The 12964-nt window shown below is 56.4% G+C and carries 7 protein-coding genes; 2 read left to right on the plus strand and 5 right to left on the minus strand.

Going from position 1 to position 12964, the window contains the following annotated elements; genetic code table 11:
* Nucleotides 1-18 precede the first annotated feature (18 nt).
* From flgA to Poly59_RS23290, 5 genes are all read right to left on the minus strand, one after another.
* The gene (gene flgA, locus Poly59_RS23270) at nt 19-1188 is read right to left on the minus strand and encodes a flagellar basal body P-ring formation chaperone FlgA (RefSeq protein ID WP_146536489.1); all 1170 of its coding nucleotides are present in this window, start codon (nt 1186-1188) and stop codon (nt 19-21) included.
* A gap of 48 nt (nt 1189-1236) precedes the next feature.
* The gene (gene flgG, locus Poly59_RS23275) at nt 1237-2043 is read right to left on the minus strand and encodes a flagellar basal-body rod protein FlgG (protein ID WP_146536490.1); all 807 of its coding nucleotides are present in this window, start codon (nt 2041-2043) and stop codon (nt 1237-1239) included.
* Nucleotides 2044-2110: 67 nt separating this feature from the next.
* A complete protein-coding gene (locus Poly59_RS23280) occupies nt 2111-2863 on the minus strand; it encodes a flagellar hook-basal body protein (protein ID WP_146536491.1) in 753 nt (250 codons plus the stop codon).
* Between the two features lie 237 nt (nt 2864-3100).
* Complete coding sequence (locus Poly59_RS23285) at nt 3101-7534, minus strand: VWA domain-containing protein (protein ID WP_246151880.1); 4434 nt, start codon at nt 7532-7534, stop codon at nt 3101-3103.
* A 479-nt stretch (nt 7535-8013) separates the two neighbouring features.
* Nucleotides 8014-10356 carry a DEAD/DEAH box helicase gene (locus Poly59_RS23290; protein WP_246151881.1) on the minus strand — a complete coding sequence of 781 codons (2343 nt, stop codon included), beginning with the start codon at nt 10354-10356 and terminating at the stop codon, nt 8014-8016.
* A 398-nt stretch (nt 10357-10754) separates the two neighbouring features.
* On the opposite strand from Poly59_RS23290, the gene Poly59_RS23295 reads away from it, so the two are divergent.
* A complete protein-coding gene (locus Poly59_RS23295) occupies nt 10755-11969 on the plus strand; it encodes a hypothetical protein (protein WP_146536493.1) in 1215 nt (404 codons plus the stop codon).
* Nucleotides 11966-12949 (plus strand): hypothetical protein, encoded by a 984-nt coding sequence (locus Poly59_RS23300; protein WP_146536494.1) that lies wholly within the window; start codon nt 11966-11968, stop codon nt 12947-12949. The genes Poly59_RS23295 and Poly59_RS23300 overlap by 4 nt, the downstream gene beginning before the upstream one ends.
* Nucleotides 12950-12964: the final 15 nt, after the last annotated feature.

Genomic DNA, 12964 nt, shown 5'->3' on the forward strand with positions numbered 1-12964 from the left:
ATTGTTTTCACTTTTGCGTTATCGAACGATGGGCGATCGAGTCACGATCTCGACAACGCCATGCTGGGCAACGCGAGCAAGCAGTCGTTTTCGTGGATTGATGGTCTCGATTTCAATCAGATCGGATTCCGATCCATCGCCGAGCGATTTTCCGTTGGTAGTAACAGTCACTCCGCCGCCAATCACGCGAACTTCGACCAAGTCACCACGGTGAATTAGAATGGGGAAACCGAATTGGTCGTGGCGAATCGCCTGACCGACTCGCAGGTTGGCCCGCACTTCCTGCCCGATTAGCACCGACATATCAGCCACCGCATTGGGATCAATATTTTCGGGAGCCATCCGTTTGAGTGTGATGTCGGTTTCTTGGATACGATGCCCGCGTCCCATGCTTCGTGTCGGTACGACCACTTCGGGATACGAAACAAGGTTGACGTTCACTTCCGATTCAATTGGTCCGTTGATGGACCGAGCAACGACAAGAAAACGACAGGGTCCGTCATCGATCGGCGTCACTGCCTCCATGTGGGTGACTCCGCTCATCGATTGCAAGGCGACCAACTCAGTCTGGTCGGCGGGAACCTCCACGGCGTAGGCGTCGTCAACATCAGGATAAAATTGCTCCATCGCTATTTCAATCCAGTGGATGACACGCTTCGCATCAATGTGTGAAAGCGCCGGTGCATTGGCTTGCGTTGGAATTCGTTGATCCGTACTGGACTCGTAGCCGACTGCGTTGACTGAATGGTCGTTCGTAATTGTATGAAAATCATTTACCCCGGATTTAGCCCGGCGGGCTGCAACTTCATCGGGTGTCGGCTGTCGATAGACAACACGAACTTCGTTGGGTCCGAACCAATCGATCATGCGCGGCGTCGCCTCGGCGGCAAGGATTGCCTTACCAAGTCTTTCGCGGCGGATCGTCATGGCTTCGCCACTGACCGGCACCAATCCAATGGCCGCTCGCCGCAGTCGCTGCCAACCGGCTTGGTTGGGGTCGACCGGTTGGACGACGTCACCGAGGCGGACGATCGATGAAGTAACCGTGACGGGTGAAATGATTCGAAATCCCCAGCGTGTTCCAGCATCGACGGATGCATTGAAGGCACCACCGTAATCTTGCGCACCCGCCTTGGACACGATCAGTGTCATGGCGGCGAATATCAAGATGCGACGGAAAAACAGCATGAATGTCTTGCGTTTGGGTGGTGGTAAGGATTCGGCCCGCTCAGCGGACTAGAAACGTTTCAGGTTGGTGATCGTTTGCATGATCTGGTCGCCGGCTTGAACGGCTTGGCTGTTGAGTTCAAAGGCGCGCTGCGTGGTGATCAGGTCAATCAGTTCTTGCACGGGCTGAACGTTGGACGCTTCCAAGTTACCTTGCTGAAGCGTGCCGAGTCCTTGATCGCCTGGATTGGCGACTTGTTCCTGCCCCGATGCATCGGTTTGCATGTACATGTTTTCGCCGACTTTTAACAAGCCATCGGGATTGATGAATTGAGCCAATTGCAATTGGCCTTGATTGGCTAGTTCGACCTGTCCGGGGACTCGGGTCATGACTTGCCCATCGGCCGTGATTTGGATTGCCGTTGCATCTTGGGGGATCGTGATCGGCGGATCGAGTAATCGGCCCACTTGCGCCGAACCAATCACCAACTGGCCATTTGCGTTGATGTCTAGATTGCCAGCGCGGGTGTACATGGGCTGCTGAGTGGAAGGATCAAGCACGCGAAGAAACCCGCGTCCGGTGATCGCCATGTCCAACTCACGCCCCGTCTGCTGGAGCGTCCCTTGGCTATGATCGGTTTGAGTGCTGGTCACTCGCACGCCCAGACCGACCTGAGTTCCGACGGCGGTCGGTGTCTGGCTGGCATCTTGGACGCCGGGATAAACTTCCGTTCGATACAAAAGGTCTTCGAAGTTTGCCCGGTCTTTCTTGAAACCGGTCGTGTTGATGTTGGCCAGGTTGTTGGCGATGACATCCAACTTGGTTTCCATCGCCCCCATGCCGGTGGCGGCGGTGTAAAGAGTTTGAACACTCATGGAATCGACTTGGGGTTAGGGTGTTAGGTTTTGGTTTCAAATGCGATCGAAATACGGAAATTTATCGCTACGCCTGCAGCACTCGCGAGATCAACGATCCCATCACCGAATCTTGGTTTTGAATCATGCGCACGTTGGCTTCGTAAACTCTAGACGTCTCGATCAATTCCATCATCGCGCCGGTGGGCTGAACGCCGGACTGTTCCAACATTCCGGCGACGACCTTACGCCCACCACCACCGACGACATCAAACGGTGCCATGGGCTTGAACTGGTTTCCGCCAAGATGGGAAATGTCGCCCATGCTTTTGGGCTTGGCCAACATCAGTTCCCAAGTATTTTCGCCCTGGCGAACCCGGCCTTCGGGCATGACTTGGACCGGAATGCCAGGCTGGACTTGGATTGGGGAACCGTCACTGGCTAAGACTTGTTCGCCCGACGGATTGATCATCTGGCCTTTGGAATCGAACAGAAAATCGCCGGCTCGGGTCAACAGTTGCTGGTCGCCGCGCTTCAGAACAAAGAACGTTTCTTCGTCATTGATCGCAAAGTCGAGATCGCGATCCGTCTTCTTCATTGGCCCGACCGCAAATTGAGTTGCCGAGCGCTGGATTGTGACTCCGCCACCGATATCGTCAGCCCCTCCGAGTCCGGGCGGAACTTCGCCACCCTCGATCATTTCAGCGAACCGTGCTTGCAGAACCGTTTCCTCCGGCTTGAAACCGGTCGTCGAAACGTTTGCCAGGTTATTGCTGAGCACCTGCATTCGGTGGCTCTGTGCGTGAGCACCGGCCGCGGATAGGTAAACGCCATAGGGCATGAGAGACTGCCTCGGAAGGAGTCGCGGGGAATTACGAAACTTGAGCCTTTGTGGCTAACAATTTTCAGATTCCTCGCACAACCCCAGTCTGAGGTCAGACGGAGCAAAAGCGGCTTTTCGGGGCCTGCCGAGGCGATGTCGATCCGGACGCTGCCTCATCTCGCACCCAAACAAAAAGAGCCGGCATGTTTCCATGCCGGCTCTTCCATCATTTGGTTTCTTAGTTAACTCTAACCGTTAGTTACCAAGTCCGCCTGCGGCACCGCCCGTAGCCGCGCCTCCAAGGCCGCCCGCAGCACCACCGGCCTGAGTCGTCGACTCTCCCGACACGAAGTTGAACGTCGAAACGTCGCCAACTTGTGAAAAGATAGGTGCAGGTGAAATCCGCACATATCGACGATCGGCCGAGATAATCGCCAGCGTTGAATTCGAGGCACCTTCGGGAAGCACGGTAAGCTGAGGCTGGAAACCAACCGCACCACGACGAGCGAACCCGCCTGGGCCGTTCACCGTTGTGACGCCGCCGGTGATCGCCTGGATGTCGTTGAACAGGTCCGTTAAGACTTGCCCGCTGCCACCCGGAACGTTGGGATCACCGCCAAATTGGGCCAACACTTCGTTCTGAACCTTACGTTGAACGTCACGCAGGTTCGCCAACTGAGCTTCGCCAACTTCTTCGACTCGCTTGCCCTGCTTGACTTCGAAGATCACCAACGCGTCTTTTTCGGTCAACGGAACTTCTTGACGAATGAAACGTTGGCTTGGACGACCAACATCGGTCAACACTTCGACTGAAACGCGGCCTGTCGAGACATTGCCCCAAACTCGGCGAACCAGCAATCGATACTGGCCGCTGAATCCTTGGGGACAAAGGTAAGTTTCCGAAACCGTACCCTCGACATCACTGACACTTCCGGGGAATGCATCCCCGACCAGAGTGCCACCGCCTGCCGTCGCACGATTCTCAAACGAACAAACAGTACCCGATGGCTCTTCGACCGCCAAATCGATATCCGCATCACCCGTCCATGAAACGCGTACGATCACGTCGTGCGATGCAGCCAATTTCAACGCGTTATTAAACGTTGCAGCCAATTCAGTTTTACCTTGCTCAACCAGATCGGCATGAGTCGCACGAGCGACCAAGCGAGCTTCTTCGACAATGGCACTGAAGCTCTCGGGCCAAGCTTGACCCAGGATGCCTTCGCATGCCCACATCAAACCCTCGACGTCGTTGATCTGCCGAGCCATTCGCATGCCCATCACGTAGGTTTCGCGACGATACGGATCGATGACCGCGACGTTTTTGCAAAGTTCAAGAGCGGCCTTCGCTGAACCAACTTCTTCCAGTCTTGCCGCAACGTGCAAAACATCTTGAGGCGTTTCAGCGAAATCAACTGCCGACAATAAAGCGCGCTCAACTTCTTCGGCAGGCGCCGAGGTTGCCTTCAAGGCAATCGCATACGCCTGGTACATCCACGGTTGAACGTGCCCTGCACGCATCGCACCGGCGATCGCATCTCGCGCCTGTGCGAATTGTTCGACGGCACCTTCCACGTCACCCTTGGCTTGCAAACGAGTTGCCTTGGCCGAATTGAACGCGACCGTTGATCGAACGCGTTGATCCAAAATGGTCAAGTCTTTCGCGTCCGCAATCGATTGGTCGGCAAAGTAAGCGTCCCAAGCATCGCTGCGAGATTGACCTTCGCCGACCTTCAACACAATTGCGCTGATCGACGGGTCATTCTTGCTGATCGACTTAGCCGCGGACTCCTCTTTGGCAGTCTTGTTTGACGCCGGCGCTGACGAAGTCGACTTGGTACCAAGCGTAACATCGTCGGGAACAGCGAACATACCGCCACCGCCGCCCATGCCGCCGCCACCCATACCGCCGCCCATGCCGCCGCCCATGCCGCCGCCGCCCATTCCGCCGCCCATGCCACCGCCGCCGCCGCCCATGCCGCCGCCCATGCCGCCACCCATGCCGCCGCCGCCACCCAACTGGATGATTGGCACGACCAAGTCACCAACCGGATAGACCTTGTTGATCAAGTTCTCTTCGGCTGCTTCGATCGTGGTGATCTGCATGACTTCGTCTTTGATGACGTAGGTCAACTCGTTTTCTCGCAGCATCAAACGCAAGAACGATCGCAATGAAACGTTCTTCAATGTCAAAGTCACTGGCTCGTCTCGCGAGATACCAATTTCTTCAAGCGCTTTATTGTCGATCACGATTGGAATGTCGTGAGCCTTGGCAAGCGCATCAACGGCCTCGCCAAGCGGCATGTCAACGAAAGTTTGCGATGTTTCATCACCTAGCGCCGTTTGAATCCGACGTTCGGTTTCATTGTCGCCAACCAATTCAATCGCACCGTATCGTTCCAAACGACGACGGCTCATTCGTTGCCAGACATCGGCATCGGGATAAACAATTGGAGGTTCGTCAACGAACGGGATATTACCTTTCAGCACCAACGAGAACGCATCGACAAAGTTCCGTTCTCGCATTTCGCGATAACGACGGTCGCGGTCATAAACCTGCAACATCAACGGTTCGTCGGTAAAGTGACGACCAGCTACCGAGTCACGGGTGATCGTGTCACCAGCGATTCTGGCAAACTCGAGCGAAACGACACCGTCGGCTTCATCGTAACGACCTTCGTCGATCAACGCGTTCATTTGCTCCGACAATGTCTTCAATGTCGATTCACGACGGAAAGTTTCAGCCAGCATCCGTTGAGATGCGTTCGCGGTCGAAACGATTTGTTCGAGGTTACGTTGTCCTTCACTGTATTCAGCCTCTTTGCGACTTGCGATTTGAATCGCCGATCGGACCTTCGACAACAATTCGCGTCGAAGTTGCGGGTCTAAGTCCGGCGTCGTTTCGACGTTGGCCAATAGACTCTTCAGCGAACCGGCAACATTCGTTGGATCCGTTCGCATTTGCTTTTCAGCTTGGGCCAAAGCCGCATTGACGTTCGCACGCATGCGACCGTCGTTGGCGGATCGTTCCGCACGAACGCGGTCAAGCAATTCGCCGCCTGGTTCAGTAACGCCCTGGTCCGCAGGACGACCAAAACCTGAGAAGTCGTCGAAGCCGCTGGCACGAGGTGCCATGGGTGCTGCTTGAACCGCAGCCGGTGGCGCTGCTGCCGCAGGTGGCGGAGTTTCAATCGCCGGTGCAACTGGCGCAGGTTCGACAACTGCTGCCGCAGCAGGTTCTTCGCCGAATAAACCGCCATCATCTGCATCCATCGGTGCGTCAGCAGCCCCGCCAAACGGATCGTCGCCAGCGGCGGCGAACGGATCGTCCATCGCAGCAGGTGGAGCCGGTGGTGCCGGTGCATCGGCCGGGGCGTCACCGCCACCACCGAAAATATCATCGAAAGCCCCACCGTCATTTTGAATCACTAAACGGTTGCCTGCGGCTTTTTCAAGCATCACAGCTTCGGTGTTATTCGGATCCGCCTGCAGCGCCATGTCGGCGACCGCTTTAGCGCCCCGTTTGTTTCCTTGTTGCAACGCCATGTTACCGGCGCGAACCAGAGCTTCCGAATTGGCCGTCATCATGCGAGCCGTCTGACGCAGCATCGGCGATCCGGCAGTCGCCAAACGCAAACCTTGATCCGCCTTCGCTTTTTCAACCAATCCACCCAAGAACGCAAAGTCCGGATGCGCATTTTCGAGTTCAGCGTCCACCAAGATACGAATCGACGAAGTCGACGTTTCTCCGGTGAATGTCATAGCACCGCTCGTCTTGGCATCAGCATCCAGTTCGCCCACGAGAATCGAGTCACGGTCCAAACGCAGAGGCGGCAAACGGTTGGCTTGAACCGACTTCATTCCGCCCATCATCTTGGCTTCGGTCAACCAGATCGGTGACATCGTCGCGCTGCGAGCCACTTGAGGTGCTAGGACCGTCGTCGAGGCATCCGAACCCTCGGCAACGACTCCGATCACGCCGCCGGTTTGATTGGCAAGCACGCCCATCAATTCAACGTTCGTGGCTGGGCCGATCGCCAACGAGTGGACGGAAATCCGGTCGGCCCGCAAGGCACTGATCAAAGCACCGAAACGGTCGACGTCGCCCATCGCATCAAGCGACGAACCATCACCGATATAGACGATTGAACGAGTGTGATTTTGCGGTTCAGCAACCAGCGCCGATCGAACTGCGTCGATGACGGCAACCATGTTCGTGTTGCCAAGCGGCAAACGCTTCTTTAGCTGGGCCACGGCCGGCTCGACCGATTTCCCGGAAGTGAACGATCCGGTCAAGTCGGTAGCGTGGACGTCGGCTGCGTAAACTCGCACCCGGTCGCCCGCACGCAACTTGCCTGCGATCGAACGCACCGCAGCGATCGAATCACTTCGATAGCTGCCGACTTGGCTGGCCGACGTGTCGACCAATAATACGACATCCGCCGGCGCCTTTTCGGCAGCCATCATCAGCGCGTCGTCAGCCGATGGCTGGACCGAAGCGGCGAAATACCCGCTGCCGTCGGTGACCCGGTAGGTCGCAATGCGAACCTGAGCCCCGTCGGTACCCGCGGATTGGACGGTGTCCGCAGACGCAGTGGCAACAGTAGATTGGGCAGCCAGTGAAGGCACCCAGATCACTCCGGCCATCGCCCAAGTGAATACGTTTCGTGCGACGTGTCGCAATCCCATGAGAAATTTCTCCATGTCGAGGCGGCCAAATGCCGGCCGTCGACAAACAAGCCGGTTGGTTGAACAAGTTGAATAGCAGTCCGAGAAGACTCAATGCACGAGTTTATTCTCGCTTCACCGCACTCGCTATGGAAAAAAGGTGCTTTCCAAAGCGCCGACGTCAGGTCGGTCCAGTTGTAGGTGTTGCAAAATGCAGCGATTGACGCAAGCTGCAACATTAAAACCGTACGATCGAGGCCAAAAGTGCTTCAAAAGACCTTAATACGCTATCAACGTGCCAAACGTGCTAGAAAAGAAAAGCTGAGTGCAGATTGCCAAATCCCCCCAAACGGCCAGCAAGGCTCCCGAAAAATCGGCAAACCACAATTGGGGTTTCGGGTAGGCAGATCGAAGTAGCGCCGGTTCCCACGGGCCAATCCGTTGATTCGAGCGGCCGGTGGCAACCGGCCCTACTCGAAAATCTCGCTGACTTCGGGCGTTTAGCTTGAGTGCTTGCCCTTGCCGGATCTCATCTTTCCGCCTTTGTGCTTCCCAGGGCTTGGCTTGCCGCTGCGGTGTTTTCCACCCGAGAAGTCTCGTCCGGTTCGGCCGCCCATATCGCGGCTGATATTCAGCTTCTTGCCCAACACCCAGGTGTTTTGCAACGTGTTGAAAATGTCATTGGGCATTCCTTCGGGCAAATCGACCGTTGTGAAATGATCCTGGATGCTGATCGGGCCAATGAATTCACTCTCGATACCGGCTTCGTTGGCGATCGCGCCGACCAAGTTGCCCGGCTTCACACCGTCAACACGGCCAACTTCGACTCGGAATCGTTGCATGCCAGGACGAACCGTTCCCACTCGGCGTGGTGGACGATCGTCGCCCGAATCACCGCTGTTTCGATCTCTACCCCGCTGGCGATCGCCGCCAAAGTCGCCATCATCAAAGTCACCACGCTTCGAACGCGGTTCGGCCTTCGGGCGATCCTTGACCAAGAACGGACGTCCGGCATTCAATTGATCGGCAAGCGCCGCAGCCACTTTTTCGATCGATGTACCGGTTTCTTCGACGAAGGTTGCAATCAACGATTCGTAGTAGGTCACATCGCGATCTGCCAGAGTGCGCGTGATCTTGGATTTGAAACTATCGATACGGCGATTGTTGATGTCATCGGTGGATGGCCAATCGCAGATTTTGATGACTTGGTTGGTCAACCGTTCAATCGAACGAAGCTTGCCACGCTGGGCCTGAGTCAAAAAGATGATCGCTTCGCCGCTGCGTCCGGCGCGACCGGTTCGGCCGATACGGTGCACGTACGATTCGTTGTCGTGCGGCAAATCAAAGTTGATCACGTGGCTGATCCGTGGCACGTCCAAACCGCGTGCGGCAACGTCAGTCGCGACAACGATGTCCAAGCGGCCGTTCTTCAGTTGATCTACGGTTCGCTCGCGAGCCCGCTGGGCCATGTCGCCGTTCAGAGCCGCGGCGTTGTAACCCATTTGCACCAACTTTTCGGCAACCACGGTCGTCGATTCTTTGGTTTTTGCAAAGATGATCACGCCATCGGTTTCTTCGCATTCAAGCAGCCGACGCATCAATTCGATCTTTTCGCGTGGCGACACATAAATCGCTCGCTGATTGATCGAATCCGCGGTCATGGTATTGGACTGAACGGTGACCGTTTTCGGATCACGAAGATGCTGTTCCGCGATTCGGCGAATCGGGTTTGGCATCGTGGCCGAGAACAACGCGACTTGCTTTTCAGCCGGGCATTGTTGCAAGACGAATTCAACGTCTTCCAAGAATCCCATGTTCAGCATTTCGTCGGCTTCGTCCAACACCAAGCAACGCAAATGTTCCAGCGACAGCGACCCGCGTTTCACATGGTCAATCACGCGTCCAGGCGTACCAACAACCACGGAAACACCACGACGCAGCAATCGCAACTGCGGCTCGTAATCTTGGCCTCCGTATATCGTCGCGATCGAAAAACCCTTCAAGTCACCTGCATAAGTCTCGAACGATTTGGCAACCTGAACCGCCAATTCTCGTGTCGGTGCTAACACCAACACTTGTGGCGACGGCGATTTAGATTTCAGCTTTGCCAAAATCGGCAACGCAAACGCAGCCGTCTTACCGGAGCCGGTTTGCGATTGAGCGACGACGTCGCGGCCAGCCAACATTGGCGGGATGACGGCGGCTTGGATTTCCGACGGCGTCGTGTATCCGGAACGCTGGATCGCTTCTTGAACGGACCGTGGCAAGTCCATCGCTGCAAACGTGTTCTCGGCTTCGACGTCAGCTTCGACGGCGGCTTCGTCATCATCCTGGTCCGACTCGTCGGCAACTGGCTCGCGAGTTTCGACTTTGGCAACAACCTTGACGATTTCTTCCGCGATGACAGCTTCTTCCGCGACAACCACAACAGATTTTTTAACGACGGCTACTTCGACCGCTTGATTGTCGTTTTTGCCGGCGGTGGCTTCGGCGAGCGCCGCTGCTTCGGCCGCCGCTGCAGCTTCAGCAGCTCGGCGTGCTTTTTTCTCTCGCTTTTTTTGTTTCTTTCGTTCCAACTTTGCATCGAAGTCGACGTCGGCAACCGGAGTCACTTGCGATCCGTCGGCACTGACGGTTTCATTCGCCGTGGTCTTCACCGAAACGGTTTCGACTTGGAGATCAGAGCCGACTTGGGAATCAGACGAGACAGTCACTGGTGGAGTAACGACCGCTGCATCTTCGGCAGAATGTTGTTTACTCGCTTCTTTCGAAACAAGGTTTTCGACGAGCGCTTTGGCAGCCGCGTTGCCGTATCGCACGGCGGGGCCTTTGGAGCGCAACACGATGCGTCGACCGCCGCGTGGAAAATAAGAGGGGGTTTCTGGTGTAGGCACGGGAGCTGACATGGAGGGCTTTGGAACAGGTTGGAGAGCGAGTCCGCAGCGTAGTCGGGGTCGTACCGAGACAGGAGGCGCCGAATCGAGGGGCGCAATGAGAAACGCGAGCGGTAGCCCCTTAAAATACGTCCTGGAACCACTTTTCACAACTCAAACACCATATTCCGATCCAATCCTAGCTGCCTTCCCCCCGCGACTATGCCGCCCAGACGAAGCCCAGCAACCATGCACGGTGCCACGACGCCCCCTTAAGAGAAATCCTGGCGAAAATGAACCCGGCGTTTTGATCTTCACTGGCAACCGGTCGTCTGCCCTATAATCGATTAACCCGCTAGGAGCTCAGCATGGATTTGAGACGACCACCGCAAGACACATCCTCTGAACCACCGTCGTCCAAAAGTTTTGTGGCGGCGCTGGCCGGTGCGATGTTGGTCGCTGGTGTCACCGCAAAGCTGACGTTTCCGACTTCGCCGACCGGCCCCGAAACGGCTCCCGCCATTCCCACATCACCATCCGATCAAATCATTGATTCCGGACCGCAACCGGTTCCGATATCAGCAGCCCAAGAACGCGAGATCGAGCGAGCCAGTTTTTATGACCAGCACGTCGAACCGCAAATTGTCGCGACCGACGCACTGAATCGAAAAGCGGCCGATCGCTGCATCCAACGAATCGAACGATTGATCGGCGGCTATCAAGCGAACGTGCAGCCGTTCGTTGAAGATCTGACTAGCATTTCAACTCGAATGTCGATCATCTCGCAAATGCCAGGCGGGTGGTGGTACAACGACGACCGTGTCAGCGATTCGATCAGTTTGAAATTCCAAACGCATTTGTTCTCCGAAGAATCGCTGACCAACGACATCGTCGGAATCCTGTCGAACTTTCGCAGCGAAGTCGACGCGAATCAAAAACGAATGCTGACGTCGGTCCAAGCCTCGCTAACATCGGCCGACTTGCCAGACGTTGACTTGGATTCGTACCGACCGTTCTTTGAAAAAGTCGCTGCCGATCTGCAAGACTACTCGGCTCGCCAAGGTGCCAACAGTGTCTCCAACGGAGTCACCACGATCCTGGTCAGCGAAGCGGGTAGTTACGTTGCCGTTTCGTTGATTGGCGGACTGCTGGGCCGGATGGCGGCCACCGGCGCCGTCACGGCTGCGGCCGGCGCCGGAGCCACAGCCACTGGTGGTGCCGCTGGTGCGGGTGGCGGCAGCATCGTTGGACCGGCCGGAACCGTCGTCGGACTGGTCGTCGGACTCGGTGTCGGCATGGCGATCGATTGGTACATGACCGATCAATTTCAAATCGAACTGGCGGCACAAATGAGCGGCTACCTGGATTCGCTCGAGCAAACGCTGCTGTACGGATCGCCGCTTGACCTACAAGAAAACAGTCGCGAACAGCTAGGTGATTCGCCGAATCCTGCTCGCAACATCCAACCGCGTACCCCCGTCGGTGGCATCGTCGCGGCGTTGCCCGTTGTTTGCGACGACCTGCAAACGGCGTATCGCGAACGTTTCTACCAACAAATCGTCCAACCCAAGTCGAATCCATGAAACGATCATCTCACCGCAGACTCCGGTGCATCGCATTGCTTTCCGCGATGCTGGTCCCGTGGACCACGCCCTGTCGTGCCGCTGCCGAAATACCGATCGCGAACCAATCCGTCGCGTTGGCCGGTTCGGTAGCCAAAGCGATCGTAAAGTACTTTGGTAAAGAAGGTGCCAGCGAAGCGTCTGAGTTTCTGTCGAAAAAGGGCGGCCGCGAAATGATGGAACGCGTCAGCGCCAGCGCGACCCGCGAAGGCGGCGAAGCAACGGTCGAGCAGGTCTCGAAACTTGCCACGAAATATGGCCCCGAAGCGATCGTGGCACTCGACAATGGCCCGTCGGTCCAATCGGTCTTGAATGCGTTAGACGAATTGCCGACCGATCAAGTCCGTCCGGCGCTGGCGAAGCTTGCCGCCGGCGCACCGGGACGCGAATTGGCGGATGCGACCACAAAATTTGGCGTCCGCGCTCTGCAAAGCGAACTGAAACACCCCGGCGTTGGATTAGTCTTGGTCCGCAGCCTGGGCGATGACGGCGCCGAACTGGCAACACGGCTAAGTTCGGATCAAGCGATTGCAGTCGCTCGACATGCCGAAGACCTCGCCAAACTGCCGCCAACCGCACGCAGCAATATCCTGGGCATGATCCGTGACGATGCGACACGAATGGTCCAGTTCCTTGGCCGATTCGCCGAAGCCAACCCTGGCAAGACGCTGTTCACGGTCGCAGCCACCGGCATCATCTTGGCCGAACCTGATCGAATCTTAGGCGGTGACGAAATCATTTACGACGCCGATGGCAACCCTATTCTGATCAGCAAGTCAGGACTAGCCGGTCGCACTTTGGCGGCCGGCGGATCGATCGCCGAACATGTTTCGACCCAGTACGTTCGCCCAGTCTTCCTGACCGCGCTAGCCTTCGTCACGACGTTTGCGATCCTGTGGGCTAGCCTGAAACTTTGGCGGATCAGTCGCAAGCCGGCTTGATGGGCCTGCTAACGA

The organism is Rubripirellula reticaptiva (assembly GCF_007860175.1).
Lineage (GTDB): Bacteria > Planctomycetota > Planctomycetia > Pirellulales > Pirellulaceae > Rubripirellula > Rubripirellula reticaptiva.

Bases quoted from the DNA above. Each gene is read 5' to 3' on its own strand.
- Poly59_RS23295 (WP_146536493.1), top strand. From the start codon at position 10,755: ATGGATTTGAGACGACCACCGCAAGACACATCCTCTGAACCACCGTCG.
- Poly59_RS23280 (WP_146536491.1), bottom strand. From the start codon at position 2,863: ATGCCCTATGGCGTTTACCTATCCGCGGCCGGTGCTCACGCACAGAGC.
- Poly59_RS23285 (WP_246151880.1), bottom strand. From the start codon at position 7,534: ATGGGATTGCGACACGTCGCACGAAACGTATTCACTTGGGCGATGGCC.
- flgA (WP_146536489.1), bottom strand. From the start codon at position 1,188: ATGCTGTTTTTCCGTCGCATCTTGATATTCGCCGCCATGACACTGATC.
- Poly59_RS23300 (WP_146536494.1), top strand. From the start codon at position 11,966: ATGAAACGATCATCTCACCGCAGACTCCGGTGCATCGCATTGCTTTCC.
- flgG (WP_146536490.1), bottom strand. From the start codon at position 2,043: ATGAGTGTTCAAACTCTTTACACCGCCGCCACCGGCATGGGGGCGATG.